Raw genomic sequence first — 22,379 nt, 5'->3', positions numbered from 1 at the left:
ACATGACCCCTGAAGTCGCCGTCGACCTGTTCCGTGAAGGGCTCTGGCTGATCTGCCTCATGGTCGGTTTGCTGGTCACTCCCAGCCTGTTGGTGGGCCTGATGGTGGCGATGTTCCAGGCCGCCACGCAGATCAACGAACAGACCCTGAGCTTTCTGCCGCGTTTGCTGGTGATGCTGCTGACCCTGATCGTTGCCGGGCCCTGGATGGTGCGTGAGCTGATGGAATACACGCAGAATCTGATCATGAACATCCCGCAGCTGATCGGCTGAGTGCGATGTTCGAGCTGAGCGATGCGCAGATCGGCGGCTGGGTCAGCAGTTTTTTGCTGCCGCTGTTCCGCATCGCGGCCTTGCTGATGGTGATGCCGATCATCGGTACGCAGCTGGTGCCGACCCGGGTGCGCCTGTATCTGGCGCTGGCCATCAGTGTGGTGCTGGTGCCGACGTTGCCGCCTATGCCGCAGGTCGATGCCATCAGCCTGCAAGCCTTCGTGCTCATCGCTCAGGAAATTCTCATCGGCGTCATGCTCGGCTTCGTGTTGCAGCTGTTCTTCCATGTCTTCGTGGTCGCCGGGCAGATCCTGGCGATGCAGATGGGCCTGGGTTTCGCATCCATGGTCGACCCTGCCAACGGTATTTCGGTGCCGGTGATCGGCCAGTATTTCACCATGCTGGTGACCTTGCTGTTTCTGGCCATGAACGGCCATCTGGTGGTGTTCGAGGTGCTGGCCGAGAGTTTCGTGACGCTGCCGCCTGGCTCCGGGCTGCAGGTTGAGCACTACTGGGAAGTGGCGACCAAGCTCGGCTGGGTGATGGGGGCGGCGCTTATTCTGGTGTTGCCGGCGGTTACCGCGTTGCTGGTGGTCAATATCGCCTTTGGCGTGATGACCCGTGCTGCACCGCAGCTGAACATCTTTTCCATCGGCTTCCCGCTGACCCTGGTGCTGGGGATGGTGATCGTGTGGATTTCCCTGGCCGATATCCTCGCGCATTACCAGGTAATGGCTGCCGAAGCCCTGACGATGCTGCGTGAACTGGTGAGGGCGAGCTGAGTGGCCGAATCCGAAAGTGGTGCCGAAAAAAGCGAGGAACCCACGGAGAAGCGTCTCCGTGAATCCCGCGAGAAAGGGCAGATCGCGCGTTCGCGCGAGCTGAACACCTTCGCCATCATGCTCGCTGGCACCGGCGGCCTGCTGGCCACAGGGGGCGGTCTGGGCATCGCGCTGCTGGACGTCATGCGCGGCAATTTCGTGTTGTCACGCGAGGATCTGTTCGATGAGCGCAACATGGGCCTGTTGCTGGCCGCCTCCGGACAGGTGGCGATGGAGGCGTTGGTTCCACTGTTCGTGACCCTGCTGATCGCTTCCATCGTCGGCCCCATCGCCCTGGGTGGCTGGTTGTTCTCGGCCAAGGCCATGGCTCCCAAGTTCAGCCGCATGAACCCGCTGGCCGGGCTCAAGCGCATGTTCTCGGTGAAGGCACTGGTCGAGCTGCTCAAGGCGCTGGCCAAGTTCATCCTGATCCTCGTGGTGGCACTGGTGGTGCTGTCGATGGATCGTGACGATCTGATGGCGATCGCCAACGAACCGATCGAATCGGCGATCATGCATGCCGCTCAAGTGGTCGGCTGGAGTGCGCTGTGGATGTCCCTCGGGCTGATCCTGATCGCCGCCGTGGATGTGCCGTTCCAGCTCTGGGACAACAAGAAGAAGCTGAAGATGACCAAGCAGGAGGTCAGGGACGAGTACAAGGACAGTGAGGGCAAGCCCGAGGTCAAACAGCGGATTCGCCAGTTGCAGCGCGAAATGGCCGAGCGGCGCATGATGCAGGCGGTACCTCAGGCCGATGTGGTAATCACCAACCCGACCCACTTTGCGGTGGCACTGAAATACGACCCGGCAAAGGGCCAGGCACCGGTACTACTGGCCAAAGGGGGGGATTTCACGGCGCTGAAGATCCGCGAGATCGCTCAGGAGCACAACGTGATGCTGCTGGAGTCGCCAGCCCTGGCTCGCTCGATCTATCACACCACCGAACTGGATCAGGAGATCCCGGCCGGTCTTTATCTGGCGGTGGCCCAGGTATTGGCGTACGTCTATCAGATTCGTCAGTACCAGGCTGGTAAGGGCAAGCGGCCAACACCGTTGAAGGATCTGCCCATTCCGCCGGATCTGCGTCGCGACGAATAGCGTCATGCCACGGATTCTGCGGGGTGGCCACGATCGCATCGCGCCGGGGGCGACGCTCCTACAGGGTCGGTAGCTTGCCGCGATCCTGTAGGCACAGCGCCCTCGCGGCGATTGGCGGCCGCGACGCGGTTTGGCGTGAGGCAACGTAATTCGGAGCGGCCAGCGGTCATGACCATTAGCGCCGACTGGCGTGCTGCATCAGCCTTGCGCGCGCCTCACGCGTCGGTGAAGGTCTGGCCCCGGGCATGTCCTTTGGCCAGTGGCGGCGGGGCGGTCGGTTGCTCGAAATCATCCGTCCAGTGCCAGTTGCGGATTTCCGGCAAGTCCTCGAAGTGCTCGCGGATGTAGCTGTGGTGCTCGCGCAGTTTGCGCTGGAACAGATCGACCGCCTGGCTGGCCTGGGCGCGCAGGCGGGGGACGTACTTGAGCGCTTCGCTGGCCAACTGGTAGCGGCTGAGGTCGTTCAGCACCACCATGTCGAACGGAGTGGTGGTGGTGCCTTGATCGGAAAAACCGCGGACATGGAAGCGGGCCTCGTTGGCCCGGCCATGCACCATGGAGTGGATGACCCAGGTCGAGCCATGGAAGGCGAAGATCACCGGCACATCCCGGGTGAACAGGGCCTCGAAGCTGGCGTCGTCCAGGCCGTGGGGGCGATCCCGCGGCGAGGCGAGGATGCCCAGGTCGACCACGTTGACCAGGCGCACCTTGATACCCGGCACATGCTTCTGCAGCAGCCATGAGGCGGCCACCGCTTCCGTGGTGGGCACGTCGCCGGCGCAGGCCAGCACGATGTCCGGCTCGCCGCCGCCGTCGCTGCTGGCGAAGCTCCAGATCGACGCGCCGCGCGAGCAGTGTTCCAGGGCCGCCTCGAAGTCCAGCCACTGGAAGTCCGGCTGCTTACCGCAGGTCACCACGTTGATGTAGTTGCGGCTGCGCAGGCAGTGGTCGAACACGTTGACCAGGCAGTTGGAGTCCGGCGGGTAGTAGATGCGCACCACCTCCGAGCGGCGTTGCAGGACGTTGTCGACGAAGCCGGTGGATTGATGGCTGAAGCCATTGTGGTCATTGCGCCAGGCGTGGCTGGTGATCAGGATGTTCAGCGACGCCAGCGGCTTGCGCCAGGGAAACTCGCGGCATTGCTGCAACCATTTGGCATGCTGGGTGACCATCGAATCGACGACCTGGGCGAAGGCCTCGTAGGTCGACCACATGCCATGCCGCCCGGTGAGCAGATAGCCTTCCAGCCAGCCTTCGCACAGGTGTTCGCTGAGCACTTCCATGACCCGGCCGTCCATCGCCAGTTGATCGTCCAGTTCTAGCAGCGGGCCGGACGCGGTGCGGGAAGAGGCTTCGAACACCGCGTTGAGGCGGTTGGAATTGGTTTCGTCGGGACTGAACATCCGGAAGTTGCGCGGGTTGCGGCGGATCACGTCGCGCAGGAACTCGCCCAGCTTGCGCGGCGCCTCGGCGATCACCTGGCCGGGGGCCGGTACCGCCAGCGAGTATTCGCCGAAGGCGGGCAGATCCAGGGCGGTCAGTAGCCGTCCGCCGTTGACGTGGGGCACCGCGCCGAGGCGCAGGTGGGCGGGCGGGTTGAGCTCGTCGAGATCGGCCGCCGGCACGCCGTTGTGGTCGAACAGGCTGTGGGGTTCGTAGCTGCGCAGCCAGGCCTCCAGCAAGGCCAGGTGCTGCGGGTCTTCCCGTACCCCCGCCAGGGGCACCTGGTGGGCGCGGAAGGTGCCGGACACCGGCAGGCCGTCGACCTCGATCGGCCCGGTCCAGCCTTTGGGGGAGCGCAGGATGATCATCGGCCAGCGGCCGACCCGCGGCAGATCCTGGTCGCGGGCCTGGGCCTGCAACTGGCGAATCCGCTGGTAGCTGTCGGACAGGGCGGCGGCGAAGCGTTGGTGCATGCCGGGCAGGTCGTCGCCGGCGACGATGATCGGCTCGTAGCCGCGGCCCTGGTAGAGCTGGATCAGGTCGGCGTCATCGGTACGCGCCTCGACGGTCGGGCCGGAGATCTTGTAGCCGTTGAGGTGCAGGATCGGCAGCACCGCGCCGTCCTTGCGCGGATCGAGGAAGCGAATGCTTTTCCAGCTGCCTTCCAGCGGGCAGGTTTCCGCTTCGCCGTCGCCGATCACGCAGACCGCCACCAGCTCGGGGTTGTCGAACACGGTGCCGAAGGCATGCATCAGCGAGTAGCCCAGTTCGCCCCCCTCGTGCAGCGAGTTCGGTGTGTGCGGCCCACAGTGGCTGGGCACGCCGCCGGGGGTCGAGAACGAACGGAAAAAGCGGCGCATGCCGTCGGCGTCACGGCTGATCTGCGGGTGGACTTCGCTGTAGGTGCCTTCCAGCCAGGCGCAGGCGTTGAGGGTCGGGCCGCCGTGGCCGGGGCCGGAGAGGAACAGCATTTCCACGCCTTCGCGGCCGATCAGGTGGTTGAGGTGGGCATAGATGAAGTTCTGTCCGGCCGAGGTGCCCCAGTGGCCGAGCAGGCGTGGCTTGATGTGCTCGGCCTTCAGCGGCTCCTGCAGCAGCGCGTTGTCCTGCAGGTAGATCTGCCCCACGCAGAGGTAATTGGCCGCCTGCCAGTAGCGCTGGATGACCGCCAGTTGCCGATCGTCGAGCACCGGCTTGGCGGCGGCAGGCGGTACGGGGGGAGGCGTGGTATCGGCACTGGAAAGGTCGGGATTGAAATGGAACACGGGCAACTCCTGTCGGGCTGTGGTGGTTCGTTCGAGGCGTTGAGCGTCAGGTCGTGTCCGGCGTCCGCTGTCACGACCTGTCCGCCATCGCCTGGCGGCGCACCGGTACGACTGGATCCGGCGAGGATGGTGTGTCACCAGTGTAGGCACGAACGCGGCATCCGGGTTCGATTGACCGCCGCACGGCAAGCGGAGCGCATGGGCTCGCCTGGGCGGCTCGGGCACCAACGCCCCCGGCATGACGGGCGCGCCGCTGGAGCCGCATCAGTAGCGCACGGACGTTACAGTTGCTTGATGCTTTGCACCTGATCCTTGTTGATGCGGTTCGACTTGCCGTCCAGTTGCCGGAATTCGTAGAAGCCGGTCTTTTTATCGAACTTGGGCTTGTCCAGCGTCTGCAGTTCCTGGCCGTCGTTGAGAATGATCAGCGAAGGCGTGGAGCAGCCGCTCAACAGGGCGGCGAGGGCAACGGCAGAGAGGATGATGGCGAATTGTTTCATGGTGAGACTCCGGTATGGCTCAGGTGGGGTGTCGGCTGTGCGTGGCGCTTCGGCATCGATCGATCCTCAATGCAATGACTTGCGCAGCCGCGACAAGGCGCCGACGAAGAACAGGCTGCCGATGATGGCCAGCGCCACCAACTGTGGCCATACGATCGCGCTTCCCGCGCCACGGAAGAGGATGGCCTGGGCCAGTTCGACGAAGTGCGTGGTAGGGGCCAGCAGCATGATGTACTGCACCGCCTCCGGCATGCTTTCCCGGGGCGTCATGCCGCCCGAGAGGATCTGCAGCGGCATCAGCACGAGGATGATCAGCAGGCCCAGTTGCGGCATCGAACGGGCCAGGGTGCCGAAGAAGATGCCCATCGAGGTGGTGGCGAACAGGTGCAGGGCCGCACCGCACAGGAACAGCGCGATGGAGCCCGGTATGGGCACCTCCAGCCAGCCCTCGACCACCAGGGTCAGGGCGATGGCCGAAGCCGTCAGCACCACCAGGCCCATCGACCAGACCTTGGCGCACATGATCTCGAACGGCGTGACCGGCATCACCAGCAGATGCTCGATGGTGCCGTGCTCGCGTTCGCGGATCAGCGCGGCGCCGGTGAGGATGATCGACAGCATGGTGATCTGGTTGATCACCTCGTTCACCGAGCCGAACCAGGCACGTACCAGGTTGGGGTTGTAGTTCATGTGCACCACCGCCTCGACCGACTGGGTCGCCGCGCCGCGCGTGCGCTGGAGGAATTCGCCGGCTTCGGCAGCGATGATCTGCTGGATGTGCCCGGCCCCGGTGAAAGCCTGGCTGACCTGGGTAGCGTCGACGTTGAGCTGGATGCTCGGCTGGCGCCCGGCGAGCAGATCCTGCTGGAAGTTCGGCGGGATGTTCAGGGTGAAGGTGTAGAGGCCCGCATCCATGCCGCTGTCCATTTCCTCCAGGGTGATCGGCTTCGGGACGAGGAAGTAGGGCATCTGGAAGGCCGCGATGATGCGCTGGGACAGCTGCGAGCGATCCTCGTCTATCACCCCGATGGTGGCGCGGTGCGGGGCTTCCGGCACCCCGGTGGCGCTGGAGTAGATGCCGAGGGTGAAGGCGTAGACGATCAGCAGCAACAACGCCGGATCGCGATACAGGCTGCGCAGTTCCTTGATCCCCAACTGCAGGATATTGCTCAGTTTGCGCATCTCAATGCTCCTGCTTCTTCAGGCCGGCGACGCTGAGCAGGGTCAGCACGGGAATGGTCAGCAGCAGGGGAAAGAAATAGAGGTACAGGTCGTGCAAACCCAGGGCCTTGGAAAACACGCCACGGCTGATGGTCAGGAAGTGGCTGGTCGGGTAGATATTGCCGATGAAGGCGCCGGCGCCTTCCATGGCCGATACCGGGTGGATCAGGCCGGAGAACTGCGTCGCCGGCAGCAGGGTGGCGATGGCGGTGCCGAAGATGGCGGCGATCTGGCTGTTGAGGATCGACGACATCAGCAGGCCGAGGCCGGTGGCGCAGATCACGTAGAGCAGGGCACCGATGGTCAGGGTCAGCATGCTGCCCTTGACCTGGACGTCGAACACCAGCACCGACAGGGCCACCAGCATGAAGAAGTTGATCATGCCCAGGCCGATGTAGGGCAACTGCTTGCCGAGCAGGAACTCCAGGCGGGTCACCGGGGTGACGTAGAAGTTGGTGATCGAGCCCAGTTCCTTCTCGCGCACCACGCCGAGGGCGGTGAGCATGGCCGGGATCAGCATCAGCAGGATCGGGATCACCGCCGGCACCATGGCCGGCAGGCTCTGCACGTCGGGGTTGTAGCGGTAGCGCAGGGTGATGTCGAACGGACTGGCCGCCACCCCCTGGGTCGAGCCACGGGCGAGTTCCTCCAGGTAGCTCTGGTGGATGCCTTGCACGTAGCCCTTGACGGTGTCGGCGCGGGTCGGCATGGCGCCATCCACCCAGAAGCCCACCTGCGGCACCTCGCCGCGCTTGAGGTCGCGGCCGAAGCCGGGCGGAATCTCCAGCGCCAGGCTGATCTCGCCCTTGCGCATGCGCTGGTCGAGATCGGCATAGTCGCGCAACGGCGCTTGTTCCACGAAGTAGCGCGAGCCGGCGATGTTCAGGGCGTAGGCGGCGCTGGTGGTGGTCTGGTCGCGGTCGAGCACCGCGTAGTTCAGATCCTCCACGTCCATGCTGATGCCGTAGCCCATGATGAACATCAGCAGCACCGTGCCGAGCAGGGCCAGGGTGGCGCGGATCGGGTCGCGGCGCAGTTCCATGGCTTCGCGCTGGCTGTAGCTGTACAGGCGGCGCAGGCTGAAGCGTGACGTCGACGCGTCGGCGGTGCCGTTCGAGGCTTCTGGCGCTACGTCCGGCGTGGCCTCCGGGGCGCTCTCGTCGCTGCCGGCGGCATCGCGCAGGTAGGCGATGAAGGTCTCTTCCAGGGTGGCCAGGCCGCGCTTGTCCATCAGCGCCTGCGGCGTATCGCTGTCCAGCACCCGGCCGGCGTGCATCATCGACATGCGATCGCAGCGCAGCGCCTCGTTCATGAAGTGGGTGGAAATGAAGATGGTCACGCCGTCCTTGCGCGACAGGTCGATCAGCAGTTCCCAGAAGCCGTCCCGGGCGATCGGGTCGACCCCCGAGGTGGGCTCGTCGAGGATCAGGATTTCCGGCTTGTGGATCACCGCCACTGCCAGCGACAGGCGTTGGCGCACGCCCAGGGGCAGGTCGGCCGGCAGTTGCTCGGCGACGCCTTGCAGGCTGAATCTGTCGAGCATTTCCTGGATACGCCCAGTCCGCTGCTGCACCGGAATGTGGAACAGCCGGGCGTGCAGGTCGAGGTTCTGCAGCACGCTCAGCTCGCTGTACAGCGAAAAGGCCTGGGACATGTAGCCGACCCGCCGACGGGTTTCGATGTCCCTGGGGTCGACCGGCTGGCCGAACAGAAAGGCTTCGCCTTCGCTGGCCGGCTGCAGGCCGGTGAGCATCTTCATGGTGGTCGACTTGCCGCAGCCATTGGAGCCGAGGAAGCCGAAGATCTCCCCGCGTTCGATGCGGAAATCCACGTGGTCGACGGCGACGAAATCGCCGAAGCGGCAGGTCAAGCCATGGGCCTCGATGGCCACCGCGTCGTCGCCGCTGGCCGCCGGACGCGGTGGAATCACCAGGGCATGGTGGCCGCTGCGCTTGGCTTCGGGCAACAGGGCGATGAAGGCTTCTTCCAGGTTGTCGGTTGCGGTGCGCTCGAGCAGTTCGCCGGGGGTGCCGGTATCCAGCACCTTGCCGTCGTCCATGGCCACCAGCCAGTCGAACCGCTGGGCTTCGTCCATGTAGGCGGTGGCGACCAGCACGCTCATGCCGGGACGGCGCGTGCGGATGCGCTCGATCAGCTCCCAGAACTGGTTGCGCGCCAGCGGATCGACGCCGGTGGTGGGTTCGTCGAGGATCAGCAGATCCGGGTCATGGATCAGCGCACAGCACAGCCCGAGCTTCTGCTTCATGCCGCCGGACAGCTTGCCGGCCGGGCGTTCGGTGAAGGGTGCGAGGCCGGTGCTCTGTACCAGGTCGGCGATGCGCGCCTTGCGTTCCGCTGCGTCCTGGCCGAACAGCCGGCCGAAGAAGTCGAGGTTCTCGAACACGGTCAGGGTCGGGTAGAGGTTCTTGCCCAGGCCCTGGGGCATGTAGGCGATGCGCGGGCAGATGGCGCGGCGGTGGCCGGCGTCGGCCATGTCGCCATCGAGCACCCGCACCGTGCCGTCCTGCAGCTTGCGCGCCCCGGCGATCAGCGCCAGCAGGCTGGACTTGCCGACCCCGTCCGGGCCGATCAGGCCGATCATGCGCCTGGCGGGAATCTCCAGGCTGACGTGATCCACCGCGCAGGTCTTGCCGTAGCGCAGGCTGACGTCGAGCAGCTGCGCCACGACGGAGGGGCTCTGCGTCATTGGGGAATCCGGATCTGCAGGTCTTGCGGCCATTCGGCGGCAGCGTCGAGTTTCAGGTAGGCCATGCCGGGGATGCCGGTCTTGACCTGCTCCAGATGCGCCTTGAGCAAGTTGGGGTCGATCCGCGCCTTGATCCGGAACATCAGCTTCTCGCGTTCGCTGGCGGTTTCCACGGTCTTCGGCGTGAACTGCGCGACGCTGGCGACGAAGGTCACCTTGGCCGGGATCACATACTGCGGCGCCGCATCCAGCACCAGGTGCACATCGGAACCGAGGGCGACCCGGCCGGCCTGCTGCGAAGGCAGAAAGATGTTCATGTAGACATCGTTGAGGTCGACCAGGTTGAGCACCTTGCCGCCCGCAGCCAGCACTTCGCCGGGCTGGCTGATACGGTACTGCACGCGGCCGCTGCGCGGTGCCTTGAGCTGGCTGTCCTCGATATCGGCCTGCAGCCGTTCGACGCTGGCCTGGGCGGCTTGCACCGCCGATTCGGCCTCGATCACCTGGGATTGCGCGGCCTCGATGCCGGCCTGGGCCGAGACCACTTGGGATTGTGCGGCGGCGAGGGCGGCCTGGCCGCTCTGCAGGGCGGCCAGGTCGTCATCCAGTTGCTGGCGTGGCAGGGCATTGCGCTTGACCAGGATCGCGGTGCGCTCATGGCGTTTCTGCGTGGCGCTGAGTTCGGCGCGGCGCTGGCGCACCACGGCTTCGGCGGTGACCTTCTCGCTTTGCCGCAGGGAGACCTGGGAATGGGCCGTACGGGTGGCGTTCTGCGCCTGGCGTACCTGGGCCCGGGCCTGGTTCAACTGCGCCACGAGCACCTGGGTATCCATGCGCGCCAGGATCTGTCCGACCTGGACGAAGTCGCCTTCCTCGACCTCGATTTCCAGGAGCCGGCCGGCCAGCTTGCTGGCCACGTCCACTTCGGTGGCTTCGATACGGCCGTTGGCGCTGGCGAAACCCTCACCCAGTCCGCTTGGGCGCACCTTCATCCATACCAGGGCGGCAACGGCGACCAGGGCGGCCACGACCACCACACGGGTGAGGTTTTTCCTGTGCTGCTGCTTCATCGATCGATTTCCCAAGGTCAGACATTCACTGCTTCACGTAGCGGCCAGGCGCGGGTGCCACAAGCGGATACTCGGCATTGCCAGTATGCATGACGGCGGGGAGCGATGGGATGACCCAGGGCAATGGAAGCGCCATTGACTTTGCCGGTATCCCGGCGCAGCGCCTGGGCGACCGCCAGGGATTGCGCAGTGAAAGCTGCGTTGGTCTCGAGCGGGACGAGTTCGTCCAGTGTTCAGCCGAGGCGGGATGGTTCATCGCTGGTGAGGATGAGTGGTTCGCCCTTGCGCTGGGGAATCAGGATAGACGTGATTTCATCGCTGCAGTGACCCGCTTCGATGGCGTACGAGCCCAGCGCAGCATCGTGATGCCAGCGCTGGGCTCGTACGTCAGAGGCTTGTCACTGGCTGTGGCGTGGCAAGCGTATTGGCAGGCTAACGCGCCGTGGCGTTACTCGATTACGCCGCAGGCCACGCGGGCACCGCCGCCACCCAGCGGTTCGGGGTGGTCGGCATGGTTATCGCCGCCGGCATGAACCATCAGCGCCAGGTTCTTCAGCTCATCCACGCTTTTGATGCGCGGCGCCAGTACGGGCTGATTGGCTTTGCCGTCCGCCGTGACCAGCAGGGCGGGGAGGTCACCCAGGTGGCCATCGCCCCAGGGCAGGCCGTGTTTGCCGGTGTTCTGCGGATCCCAGTGACCACCCGCGGACTCGGCTGCTGAAGGCTGGCCATCCTTCGGTGCGGGGTCGCAACTGGGTTTGCCGTGCACGTGGAAGCCGTGCACGCCTGGCTCCAAGTCATGCAGTTCAGGGGTGAAAACCACGCCGTAAGGGCTCTGGCTGATCACCACCTTGCCAACCGAGGTGCCAACGCCTTTAGCGTCCACGGCATTGAGTTCGACCGCCAGGTCGGCGGCCTGCAGGCTAGCGGCACAGCAACTGGCCAATGCGGCCATCATCCAGCGTTTCATACGTGACTCCTCGTAGATGGAAAATCCGTGGGCAAAACCATCGCTCACAGGTTGTGGACTTGAGTTTCCTGGCGGGGTTCGTGTTTTCGTCTCGCTTTCGTGTCAGCTGTCGCCGGCCCGATCAGCCTTACCGTTCAGTGATTTCAGGTTTTTTGCAGAGTTGGAAAGGTTCTTGCAAACACCGGCAGCGAAGGCGCTAAGGCGTCAAAAGATTGAATCAGCCGGGGTAACCACGTGGCAGTAGATCGCGCACAAATGATTGGCAACGTTCGCAGCAACCTGTCCGGGTTGCGCGACGGCAATCTCGGTATCCCGCTGTTGCTGCTGGTCATGCTCGGCATGGTCATGCTGCCGGTTCCGCCGTTCCTGCTCGACGTGCTGTTCACCTTCAATATCGCCTTGTCCATCGTCGTCCTGCTGGTGGCGATCTATGCGCTGCGGCCGCTGGATTTCGCCGTCTTCCCGACCATCCTGCTGGCGGCTACCTTGCTGCGTCTGGCGCTGAACGTGGCCTCCACGCGGGTGGTGCTGCTGCACGGGCAGGACGGCGCGGGAGCGGCCGGGCAAGTGATCAAGGCGTTCGGCGAGGTGGTGGTCGGCGGTAACTACGTCGTCGGTATCGTGGTGTTCGCCATCCTCATCATCATCAACTTCGTGGTGGTGACCAAGGGCGCCGGACGGATTTCCGAGGTCAGTGCGCGTTTCACTCTGGATGCCATGCCCGGCAAGCAGATGGCCATCGATGCCGATCTCAATTCCGGCCTGATCGACCAGGTGGAAGCCAAGAAGCGCCGTGTCGAGGTAGCCCAGGAAGCGGATTTCTACGGTTCGATGGACGGTGCCAGCAAGTTCGTGCGCGGCGATGCCATCGCCGGTCTGCTGATCATGTTCGTCACCCTGCTCGGCGGCATCGGCATCGGCATGCTGCAGCACGGCCTGCCGTTCAGCGAGGCGGGGCGCATCTACTCGTTGCTGACCATCGGTGACGGTCTGGTGGCACAGATCCCGTCGCTGCTGCTGTCCACGGCCGCGGCGATCATGGTCACCCGGGTTTCCAGCTCCGAAGACATGGGCGCTCAGGTCAACCGGCAGATGTTCGCTTCGCCGCGCGCGCTGGCCGTTGCGGCGGCGATCATGATCGCCATGGGCCTGGTGCCTGGCATGCCGCATATGCCTTTCGTTGGCCTGGGCCTGATCGCCGCGGGCGCGGCGTACTGGATCGCCAACAAGCAGCGCAAGGTCAAGGAAGTCGAGATTCAGGAGGTTCAGCGCCAGCAGGAACTACTCCCGGCGCAGCGCGCTCAGGAGATCAAGGAGCTTGGCTGGGACGACGTGATGCCGGTGGACATGGTCGGTCTGGAAGTCGGCTATCGGCTGATTCCGCTGGTCGATCGCAACCAGGGCGGGCAACTGCTGGCGCGGATCAAGGGCGTACGCAAGAAGCTGTCGCAGGAGATGGGCTTCCTGATGCCATCCGTGCATATCCGCGACAACCTGGATCTGCAACCCAATGCTTATCGACTGACTCTGATGGGCGTCAGCGTCGCCGAGGCCGAGGTTTACCCGGATCGCGAACTGGCGATCAACCCGGGTCAGGTATTCGGCACCCTCAACGGCGTAGCCGCCAAAGATCCGGCGTTCGGTCTCGATGCCGTGTGGATCGACCCCGGTCAGCGCGACCAGGCGCAATCCCTCGGTTACACCGTGGTGGACGCCAGTACCGTGGTCGCCACCCACCTCAATCAGATCCTGCACAAGCATGCTCATGAGCTGCTGGGCCACGAAGAAGTCCAGCAACTGATGCAATTGTTGGCGAAAAGCTCGCCAAAGCTGGCGGAAGAGCTGGTTCCTGGCCTTATCTCGCTGTCGACCCTGCTCAAGGTGCTGCAAGCGCTGTTACAGGAGCAGGTGCCGGTACGTGACATCCGTACCATTGCCGAAGCCATCGCCAACGTCGCACCGCGGAGTCAAGATCCCGCCGCGATGGTTGCTGCGGTACGCGTCGCGTTGGCTCGCGCAATCGTGCAAAACATCGTGGGACTAGAGCCGGAGCTGCCTGTGATCACCCTTGAGCCAAGGTTGGAACAGATATTGCTAAATAGTCTTCAGAAGGCCGGTCAAGGCTCCGAGGATGGCATCCTCCTGGAACCTGGCATGGCCGAGAAGCTGCAACGTTCCCTGGTGGAAGCAGCGCAGCGTCAGGAGATGCTTGGCAAGCCGGTGATTCTGCTGGCGGCCGGGCCGGTTCGGGGAATGCTCTCGCGTTTCGCCCGGTTGGCCGTCCCGAGCATGCATGTTCTGGCGTACCAGGAAATTCCGGACAACAAGCAGGTCACCATCGTTGCGACGGTGGGGCAGAATTAATCGAGGGTACGGGCCATGCAGGTCAAACGCTTTTTTGCCGCCGATATGCGCCAAGCCATGAAGCTGGTTCGCGATGAGCTGGGCGCTGATGCGACCATCATCGGTAACCGCCGTGTGGCGGGTGGCGTGGAATTGACGGCCGCGCTCGATTATCAGGTCGCGCCCGCACCGGCGCGGCAACCGAACCCGGCCCTGGAGGCCGAACTGCGCAAGACTCAATCGCGCATCGCCTCCGCCCAGGCCGAACTGACTACCCGTGCGCAGCTGGATGCCGGCAAGGATCGTCAGCTGTTCGCCGATGCGCCAGGTGCGTCGCCTGCCGACAGCCTGGACGCCGTGCTCGAGCGTCAGCAGAAGAAGCCGGCCTCGGCTTCGGTCGATCAGGCCGCGCTGGATTCGATGCGTTCCGAACTGCACGGCCTGCGTGAACTGATCGAAATGCAACTGGGTTCCATCGCCTGGGGGCAGATGCAGAGCCGTCGCCCGCAACAGGCCACTCTGTGGCGTCGTTTGCAGCGCATGGGGCTGCCCGCCGAACTGGCCCGTACGCTGCTCGAACGTGTGGCCTCGCTCGGTGACCAGCGTCAGGCCTGGCGTATGGTGCTGGCGCATCTGGCACACTCGATTCAGACGCCCAAGCAGGAGCCGATGGAAGAGGGCGGCGTGATCGCTCTGGTCGGCCCGGCGGGCATGGGCAAGACCACCACGCTGGCCAAGCTCGCAGCACGCTACGTACTCAAGTACGGCGCCGCGAATATCGCCCTGGTGAGCATGGACAGCTACCGCATCGGTGCCCAGGAACAGCTAAAGACCCTGGGCCGTATTCTTGGCGTATCCGTGACCCACGTCGATCCCGGTCAGTCTTTGACTCAGGCGCTGGCGCCGTTGGCGCGCAAGCGTGTGGTGCTTATCGATACAGCCGGTCTGCCGGCCAGCGACCCGGCGCTGCGTATGCAACTGGAAACCCTGGCAAGCCGCGGCGTCAACGCCCGAAATTACCTTGTGCTGGCTGCTACCAGCCAGGCGCAAGTGCTGAAGGCCGCCTATCACAGCTACAAGCGCTGTGGGCTGGCCGGCTGCATTCTGAGTAAACTGGACGAAGCGACCAGCATGGGTGAGGTATTGGGTCTGGCTATTAGCCACCGTCTACCAGTAGCCTATCTGGCAGATGGCCCGCGGATTCCGGACGATGTACAGGTGCCGCGTAGTCATCAACTGGTCAGCCGTGCCGTCGGTCTGCAGGCTCCGGATGAGCCCAGTGAGGATACGATGGCCGATATGTTTGCAGGCTTGTATCAGGATCCGGCACGACGCGCGGGATGATCATGCTGTGTGGCGAAGCGCTGGTTGCGGTCGTCCCGGCAGCGCACAATGGCCCTATGGCTTAAAGCGAAGATAGATAAGGTGTGTAGATAACATGGGTATGCATCCCGTACAGGTGATCGCGGTGACCGGCGGCAAAGGCGGCGTTGGCAAGACCAATGTGTCGGTGAATTTGTCGTTGGCGCTGGCGGATCTCGGTCGGCGCGTCATGCTCATGGATGCCGATCTGGGGCTGGCCAACGTCGACGTGCTGCTCGGTCTGACGGCCAAGCGCACCCTGGCTGACGTGATCGAGGGTGAGTGCGAACTGCGCGATGTCATCCTGCAGGGGCCTGGCGGCATTCGTATCGTGCCTGCGGCCTCCGGCACCCAGAGCATGGTGCAGCTCACGCCCATGCAGCACGCTGGCCTCATCCAGGCATTCAGCGATATCAGCGACAACCTCGACGTACTGATCGTGGACACCGCCGCCGGTATCGGCGACTCGGTGGTGAGCTTCGTGCGCGCCGCCCAGGAAGTACTGGTGGTGGTGTGCGACGAGCCGACCTCGATCACCGATGCCTACGCGCTGATCAAGCTGCTCAATCGTGACCACGGCATGAATCGTTTCCGGGTGCTCGCCAATATGGCGCACAGCCCGCAGGAGGGCCGCAACCTGTTTGCTAAGCTGACCAAGGTCACCGACCGTTTCCTGGATGTCGCGCTGCAGTATGTGGGTGCGGTGCCTTACGACGAGTCGGTACGCAAAGCCGTACAGAAACAGCGTGCGGTGTATGAGGCGTTCCCTCGTTCGAAGTGCGCGCTGGCGTTCAAGGCGATTGCCCAGAAGGTTGACGCATGGCCGTTGCCGGCCAATCCGCGAGGCCATCTGGAGTTCTTCGTCGAGCGCTTGGTGCAACAACCGACTGCAGACACGGCTGTATGACGACAGCCTCTGGACTCCGCATGTATAGCAAGACACAGGCACGGGATTCACAGCATCAATTGATTGAGCGTTACGCGCCGTTGGTCAAGCGCATTGCCTATCACCTGCTGGCGCGTCTGCCCGCCAACGTGCAGGTGGATGATCTGATCCAGGCCGGAATGATTGGCCTGCTCGAGGCATCCCGCAACTATGACGCTGGCAAGGGCGCCAGTTTCGAGACCTTTGCCGGGATTCGCATTCGTGGCTCCATGCTCGATGAGGTGCGCAAGGGCGATTGGGCACCACGTTCGGTACACCGCAACAGCCGGATGGTCAGCGACGCAATTCGAAAAATCGAAGCGAGAACCGGAAGAGACGCTAAAGATCAGGAGGTTGCTGCCGAACTCCAATTGAGTCTCGGGGATTACTACGGCATTCTTGGCGACACTTTGGGCAGCCGCTTATTCAGTTTCGACGACCTGTTGCAGGAAGGCGAGAGTGGTGGGCTGCAGGAAGACACGAGTTCCCTGCACCACGGGCCTTCGCATGAACTGGAAGATGATCGTTTCCAGGCGGCTCTGGTCGATGCCATCAGCAATCTGCCGGAGCGTGAGCGGTTGGTGTTGTCGCTGTATTACGATGAGGAATTGAACCTCAAGGAAATCGGCGAGGTACTGGGAGTTAGTGAGTCGCGAGTCAGCCAATTGCACAGTCAGTGTGCCGCGCGTTTACGCGCGCGGTTAGTGGATTGGCGCGCATAAGAGTTTTTTCAAGGGTAGAGCTCAGCAAGGGTTAGGCGCCCCCGCGAAAGCAGGTGGGGAAGCGGTCGGAGTCGCGGGCGACTTACTGTTGGTAAAAATGAGCACTACTCGCTTCTGGCCCGCACTGACGTGCGTTAGCCGCAAGCGGCTTGTCGACTGGGCTGGCAACCCAGGGTGTTTTCAACGCAGCAGGGCCGACACGCAGCAGGCCTTGCGCATATTTTTGAGAATTGGCAGGGCGCTGGAAAACACAGTGAACGCAGCAAAGCAGGGCGCAATGGTTTTGTGGCGTTCCGCCAGGCCGGTTTCACGATTTATAAGCGCTTCGGAATGCTGAAGGCGTTTTAGGACTGTACGGAGGTCGACTTGGACAAGAACATGAAAATCCTCATCGTCGATGATTTCTCGACGATGCGACGGATCATCAAGAACCTCTTGCGTGATCTGGGGTTCACCAACACGGCGGAAGCCGACGACGGCACCACCGCATTGCCGATGCTGCAAAGCGGTAGCTTCGACTTTCTGGTGACCGACTGGAACATGCCGGGCATGAGCGGTATCGACTTGCTGCGTGCAGTGCGTGCGGATGAGCGCTTGAAGCAGATGCCGGTGCTGATGGTTACGGCAGAGGCCAAGCGCGATCAGATCATCGAGGCCGCCCAAGCCGGTGTGAACGGCTATGTGGTCAAGCCATTCACCGCTCAGGTGCTCAAAGAAAAGATTGAGAAAATATTCGAGCGGGTCAACGGCTGATGTCTGCCGCGAGGTTGTTATGGAACACGATGATTCTCAAGAGGCCGGCCTCGAGTCGACCCTGAAAAGCAATGCCCGCCAACTGGTAAACAGCCTTGAACAAGGCAACTTTGGTGAAGCGATACAGCTGATCAATGAACTGAACAAGGCGCGCGACCGGGGTCTTTACCACGAAGTCGGCAAGCTCACGCGTGAGCTGCATAACGCCATCGTCAATTTTCAGCTCGATCCCCGGGTGCCTCACGCCCAGGAAGTCTCGCAGATATCCGACGCCACCGAGCGGCTCAATTACGTCGTGACCATGACCGAGCGCGCAGCCAATCGCACCATGGATCTGGTCGAGCAGAGCGCGCCACTGGTCAATGACCTGAGCAGCGAAGCCGATGCCCTGAGCGAGGATTGGGGGCGTTTCATGCGCCGTGAAATGGGGGCTGAGGCTTTCCGTGAGCTGGCCAAGCGCATCGAGCTGTTTCTTGCGCGCAGCCAACGCGACAGCAGCAAGCTGTCCGGGCATCTCAACGACATTTTACTGGCGCAGGACTATCAGGATCTGACCGGGCAAGTGATCAAGCGTGTCACGCAACTGGTGACCGAGGTAGAGAGCAACCTGCTGAAGCTCATGTTGATGGCCAGCCAGGTCGATCGCTTCGCCGGCATCGAACACAATCACGACGAGTTGCGTGTCGAGCAGAACAAACAAAAAGATGCGTCCCACGGTGAAGGTCCGCAGATTCATGCCGATAAGCGTGATGATGTCGCATCCTCCCAGGACGACGTCGACGATTTGCTGTCCAGCCTGGGATTTTAGGAGCACGTCATATGAGCTTCGGCGCCGATGAAGAAATCCTCCAGGATTTCCTGGTAGAGGCCGGCGAGATTCTCGAGCAGTTGTCCGAGCAATTGGTGGAGCTGGAAAGCCGCCCGGACGATATGAACCTGCTCAATGCGATTTTTCGGGGATTTCACACGGTAAAAGGCGGGGCCGGTTTCTTGCAGCTCAATGAGCTGGTGGAGTGCTGCCATATCGCCGAGAACGTGTTCGACATCCTGCGCAAGGGTGCGCGTCGTGTCGACTCGGAATTGATGGACGTGGTGCTCGAAGCACTGGATGCCGTCAATGGCATGTTCACCGAAGTGCGCGAGCGCACCAAGCCGACACCGGCCTCTCCCGAGCTGCTGGCAGCTCTGGCGCGCCTGGCCGAACCCGCTCCTGCCGCAGCGCCTGCCCCGGTCACGGTCGTTGCACCAGTCGAGCCGGCCGCAGAGGCATCGACGGACATTACGGACAGCGAATTCGAACAATTGCTCGATGCCCTGGGCGATGAGCCGCAACCGCAGGCGAGCGGCTCGGACGACGAAATCAGCGATGATGAATTCGAATCGCTGCTTGACCAACTGCATGGCAAGGGACAGTTCGCGACCTCCGCAACGCCCGCTGTCGAGGTGCCTGCGCCGGTCAGTGCCGCGAGCGGTGGTAACGGCGACGATATAACCGACGACGAATTCGAAGCCTTGCTCGATCAGTTGCACGGTAAAGGACAATTCGCCAGCACGCCGGCTGAGGCGCCTGTATCGGCTGCTCCTGCCGCACCCGCCAGTTCTGCGGCGCAGGGCGATGAAATCACCGACGACGAGTTCGAGGCTCTGCTCGATCAGTTGCACGGCAAAGGCAAGTTCGTCGAGCCGACCGCCATTGCGCCCATTGCACCTGCTCCGAAGCCCGAAGCCAAGCCCGTTGCACCCGCCGCCAGCAAGGCAGCTCCTGCGCCGGCGGCCAAGGTCGAGCCAGCCAAGGCAAAAACAGCAGCCGCACCGGCCGCCGCCGCTGCGCCAGCGAGTGAGGCGGAAACCACGGTACGGGTCGACACCGCACGCCTGGACGAGATCATGAACATGGTCGGCGAACTGGTGCTGGTGCGTAACCGCCTGGTGCGCCTGGGGCTCAACAGCGGCGACGAGACCATGTCCAAGGCCGTCTCCAACCTCGACGTGGTCACCGCCGATCTGCAGACGGCAGTCATGAAGACCCGCATGCAGCCGATCAAGAAGGTCTTCGGGCGCTTCCCGCGGCTGGTTCGCGACCTGGCTCGTCAGTTGAAGAAGGAAATCAACCTGGAGCTGGTTGGCGAAGAGACCGATCTGGACAAGAACCTGGTCGAAGCGCTGGCCGATCCACTGGTGCACTTGGTGCGCAACGCCGTCGACCATGGCGTGGAAAGCCCGGAAGAGCGCGAAGCCACCGGTAAGTCGCGCACCGGGCGAGTGGTGTTGTCTGCCGAGCAGGAAGGCGACCACATCCTGCTGATGATTACCGATGACGGCAAGGGGATGGACGCCGACGTGTTGCGCAGCAAGGCCGTGGAAAAAGGCCTGCTGGACAAGGATGCGGCCGACCGCCTGACCGATCTGGAATGCTACAACCTGATCTTCGCCCCCGGTTTCTCGACCAAGACCGAGATTTCCGACGTGTCCGGCCGCGGCGTCGGCATGGACGTGGTGAAGACCAAGATTTCCCAGCTCAACGGCACGGTCAACGTGTTCTCGCAGAAGGGCCAGGGCTCGAAGATCGTCATCAAGGTACCGTTGACCCTGGCGATCATGCCGACGCTGATGGTGATGCTCGGCAATCAGGCATTCGCTTTCCCGCTGGTCAACGTCAACGAGATCTTCCACCTCGATCTGTCGCGCACCAACGTGGTCGACGGGCAGGAAGTGGTGATCGTCCGCGACAAGGCGCTGCCGCTGTTCTATCTCAAGCGCTGGCTGGTGAGCAAGGCTGCCCACGAAGAGCAGGTCGAAGGCCATGTGGTGATTCTCAGCATCGGCAACCAGCGGATCGGCTTCGTCGTCGATCAGCTGGTCGGCCAGGAAGAGGTGGTGATCAAGCCGCTGGGCAAAATGCTGCAAGGCACGCCTGGCATCTCCGGTGCGACCATCACCGGCGACGGGCGGATCGCCCTGATTCTCGACGTCCCGAGCATGCTCAAGCGCTACGCACGGCGTATCTGATCGTCCGCGGCGCGGCCTCTGCTGCGCCGCTTAGGAGTGTTTATGGTTGTCAAGGTACTGGTGGTCGACGACTCCGGCTTTTTTCGGCGCAGAGTCTCGGAGATTCTCTCGTCCGATCCCAACATCACCGTGGTCGGCACCGCCACCAACGGACGTGAGGCCATCGATCAGGCGCTGGCACTCAAGCCGGACGTGATCACCATGGATTACGAGATGCCGTTGATGGACGGTATCACCGCTGTGCGTAGCATCATGCAGCGCTGCCCTACACCGGTATTGATGTTCTCTTCGCTCACCCACGAAGGCGCCCGGGTCACCCTGGATGCGCTGGATGCCGGTGCGGTGGATTTCCTGCCGAAGAATTTCGAGGACATCTCGCGCAACCCGGAAAAGGTCAAGCAGCTGCTGTGCGAGAAGGTGCACAGCATTTCGCGCAGCAACCGCCGGGGGATCGGCGCGGCGTCCCTGACGCCGCCTGCCGGCGGTAGCCTGAGCCGACCTGCCAGCACTTCTGTACCTGCGCGGCCACAGCCGAGTGTCGGCCATCCGCCGGCCGAGCGTCAGCCATCGACCGGCAGCGCCGCACCCAAGCGCAAAGCCTACAAGCTGGTGGCGATCGGTACCTCGACCGGTGGCCCGGTTGCCTTGCAGCGGGTCTTGACCCAGTTGCCGGCGAATTTCCCGACGCCTATCGTGCTGATTCAACACATGCCGGCGGCCTTCACCAAGGCCTTTGCCGAGCGTCTGGACAAGCTCTGCAAGATCAACGTCAAGGAAGCTGAAGACGGCGACATCCTGCGCCCCGGGCTGGCCATTCTGGCGCCAGGTGGCAAGCAGATGATGATCGACGGGCGCGGCACCATCCGCATCCTGCCCGGCGACGAGCGCCTGAATTACAAGCCTTGCGTGGATATCACCTTCGGCTCGGCATCCAAGTCCTACCACGACAAGGTACTGGCCGTGGTGCTTACCGGCATGGGCGCTGACGGCCGTGAGGGTGCGCGTCTGCTCAAACAGGGCGGCAGCCAGGTATGGGCGCAGGACGAGGCCAGTTGTGTGATCTACGGCATGCCCATGGCGATCGTGAAGGCCAACCTGGCCGATGCTGTCTATCCGCTGGAAGATATCGGTCGCCATCTGGTCGAGGCCTGCCTCTGATGGATGTGCTGAGCCTGATCGGCGTCATACTGGCATTCGTCGCCATTCTTGGCGGCAATTATCTGGAAGGGGGGCATGTCTCGGCACTGCTCAACGGCCCGGCGGCGCTGATCGTGTTCGGCGGCACCCTCGGTGCTGCGTTCCTGCAAACGCCGGTCACGGTGTTCAAGCGCGCCATGAACATCCTGCGCTGGATTTTCTTTCCACCGCAGATCGACCTGCCCGGCGGCATTGACCGGGTGGTGAACTGGAGCATGACCGCACGCAAGGAAGGCTTGCTCGGTCTTGAGGCCGTAGCCGATGGCGAAGCCGACCCCTATGCGCGCAAGGGTTTGCAGCTGTTGGTCGACGGCGCAGAGCCGGAAGCCATTCGCAGTATTCTCGAAGTCGATCTCTACACCCAGGAAAGCCGCGATATACAGGCAGCCAAGTTCTTCGAGTGCATGGGCGGCTATGCGCCGACCATCGGCATCATCGGGGCGGTGATGGGGCTGATCCACGTGATGGGCAATCTGGCTGATCCAAGTCTGCTCGGTGGTGGGATCGCTGTTGCATTCGTCGCCACCATCTATGGTGTAGCGCTCGCCAACCTGCTGCTGCTGCCCGTTGGCGCCAAGCTCAAATCCGTGGCCATGCGTCAGTCGGCTTACCGGGAAATGCTCCTCGAAGGCATCCTGTCCATCGGCGAGGGTGAAAATCCGCGCTCCATCGAGTTGAAGCTGCAAGGCTTCATGAACTGA

Annotated in this window: 19 protein-coding genes; 12 read left to right on the top strand and 7 right to left on the bottom strand. The window is 63.1% G+C overall.

Annotated features, from left to right (window positions below; all coding sequences use genetic code 11):
- Nucleotides 1–2 precede the first annotated feature (2 nt).
- The 3 genes from fliQ to flhB are packed head-to-tail and all read left to right on the top strand — an operon-like array spanning nt 3 to nt 2,191.
- Complete coding sequence (fliQ, locus tag DNK10_RS14410) at nt 3–272, top strand: flagellar biosynthesis protein FliQ (RefSeq protein ID WP_131179031.1); 270 nt, start codon at nt 3–5, stop codon at nt 270–272.
- A 5-nt stretch (nt 273–277) separates the two neighbouring features.
- On the top strand, nt 278–1,054 hold the full coding sequence (gene fliR, locus DNK10_RS14405; RefSeq protein ID WP_131192044.1) for a flagellar biosynthetic protein FliR: 777 nt from the start codon (nt 278–280) through the stop codon (nt 1,052–1,054).
- Entirely contained in the window at nt 1,055–2,191 is a 1,137-nt protein-coding gene (flhB, locus tag DNK10_RS14400) for a flagellar biosynthesis protein FlhB (protein WP_131179029.1), read from the top strand.
- 215 nt (nt 2,192–2,406) lie between these two features.
- Here flhB and DNK10_RS14395 read toward each other — a convergent pair whose 3' ends face one another.
- The 7 genes from DNK10_RS14395 to sodC all read right to left on the bottom strand — a co-directional run bounded on the left by DNK10_RS14395 (nt 2,407) and on the right by sodC (nt 11,367).
- Entirely contained in the window at nt 2,407–4,899 is a 2,493-nt protein-coding gene (locus DNK10_RS14395) for a phosphoketolase family protein (RefSeq protein WP_131192043.1), read from the bottom strand.
- 281 nt (nt 4,900–5,180) lie between these two features.
- Nucleotides 5,181–5,399, bottom strand: coding sequence for a YgdI/YgdR family lipoprotein (locus DNK10_RS14390; protein ID WP_131173593.1), 219 nt, complete (start codon nt 5,397–5,399; stop codon nt 5,181–5,183).
- Nucleotides 5,400–5,465: 66 nt separating this feature from the next.
- Entirely contained in the window at nt 5,466–6,581 is a 1,116-nt protein-coding gene (locus DNK10_RS14385) for an ABC transporter permease (protein WP_131192042.1), read from the bottom strand.
- A gap of 1 nt (nt 6,582) precedes the next feature.
- Nucleotides 6,583–9,327 (bottom strand): ribosome-associated ATPase/putative transporter RbbA, encoded by a 2,745-nt coding sequence (gene rbbA, locus DNK10_RS14380; protein ID WP_131192041.1) that lies wholly within the window; start codon nt 9,325–9,327, stop codon nt 6,583–6,585.
- Entirely contained in the window at nt 9,324–10,397 is a 1,074-nt protein-coding gene (locus DNK10_RS14375; RefSeq protein WP_131192040.1) for an HlyD family secretion protein, read from the bottom strand. Before DNK10_RS14375 ends, rbbA begins: the two co-directional genes overlap by 4 nt.
- Before the next feature lie 17 nt (nt 10,398–10,414).
- On the bottom strand, nt 10,415–10,627 hold the full coding sequence (locus tag DNK10_RS26410) for a hypothetical protein (RefSeq protein ID WP_131192136.1): 213 nt from the start codon (nt 10,625–10,627) through the stop codon (nt 10,415–10,417).
- Nucleotides 10,628–10,845: 218 nt separating this feature from the next.
- Complete coding sequence (gene sodC, locus DNK10_RS14365) at nt 10,846–11,367, bottom strand: superoxide dismutase family protein (RefSeq protein WP_131179025.1); 522 nt, start codon at nt 11,365–11,367, stop codon at nt 10,846–10,848.
- Nucleotides 11,368–11,622: 255 nt separating this feature from the next.
- Between sodC and flhA the strand changes: the two genes are divergently transcribed.
- From flhA to DNK10_RS14320, 9 genes are all read left to right on the top strand, one after another.
- Nucleotides 11,623–13,731: a flagellar biosynthesis protein FlhA gene (flhA, locus tag DNK10_RS14360; protein ID WP_131179024.1), complete on the top strand. Its 2,109-nt coding sequence runs from the start codon at nt 11,623–11,625 to the stop codon at nt 13,729–13,731.
- 15 nt (nt 13,732–13,746) lie between these two features.
- A complete protein-coding gene (gene flhF / locus DNK10_RS14355; protein WP_131179023.1) occupies nt 13,747–15,054 on the top strand; it encodes a flagellar biosynthesis GTPase FlhF in 1,308 nt (435 codons plus the stop codon).
- A gap of 94 nt (nt 15,055–15,148) precedes the next feature.
- Nucleotides 15,149–15,979 (top strand): MinD/ParA family protein, encoded by an 831-nt coding sequence (gene fleN, locus DNK10_RS14350; RefSeq protein ID WP_207389959.1) that lies wholly within the window; start codon nt 15,149–15,151, stop codon nt 15,977–15,979.
- Nucleotides 15,976–16,719, top strand: a complete 744-nt coding sequence (fliA, locus tag DNK10_RS14345) for an RNA polymerase sigma factor FliA (RefSeq protein ID WP_131179022.1) — start codon at nt 15,976–15,978, stop codon at nt 16,717–16,719. Before fleN ends, fliA begins: the two co-directional genes overlap by 4 nt.
- 378 nt (nt 16,720–17,097) lie before the next feature.
- Nucleotides 17,098–17,472 (top strand): chemotaxis response regulator CheY, encoded by a 375-nt coding sequence (locus tag DNK10_RS14340; protein ID WP_175154250.1) that lies wholly within the window; start codon nt 17,098–17,100, stop codon nt 17,470–17,472.
- A gap of 19 nt (nt 17,473–17,491) precedes the next feature.
- On the top strand, nt 17,492–18,280 hold the full coding sequence (locus DNK10_RS14335; RefSeq protein WP_131179021.1) for a protein phosphatase CheZ: 789 nt from the start codon (nt 17,492–17,494) through the stop codon (nt 18,278–18,280).
- Nucleotides 18,281–18,291: 11 nt separating this feature from the next.
- The gene (locus DNK10_RS14330; RefSeq protein ID WP_131192039.1) at nt 18,292–20,481 is read left to right on the top strand and encodes a chemotaxis protein CheA; all 2,190 of its coding nucleotides are present in this window, start codon (nt 18,292–18,294) and stop codon (nt 20,479–20,481) included.
- Nucleotides 20,482–20,523: 42 nt separating this feature from the next.
- Nucleotides 20,524–21,639, top strand: coding sequence for a protein-glutamate methylesterase/protein-glutamine glutaminase (locus DNK10_RS14325; protein ID WP_131179019.1), 1,116 nt, complete (start codon nt 20,524–20,526; stop codon nt 21,637–21,639).
- Nucleotides 21,639–22,379 (top strand): flagellar motor protein, encoded by a 741-nt coding sequence (locus tag DNK10_RS14320; RefSeq protein WP_131179018.1) that lies wholly within the window; start codon nt 21,639–21,641, stop codon nt 22,377–22,379. The genes DNK10_RS14325 and DNK10_RS14320 overlap by 1 nt, the downstream gene beginning before the upstream one ends.

Source organism: Phytopseudomonas daroniae (assembly GCF_004327275.1).
Taxonomy (GTDB): Bacteria; Pseudomonadota; Gammaproteobacteria; order Pseudomonadales; family Pseudomonadaceae; genus Aquipseudomonas; species Aquipseudomonas daroniae.
The sequence above is the reverse complement of the archived record's forward strand: the minus strand, read 5'-3'. Positions and strand labels throughout refer to the sequence as shown.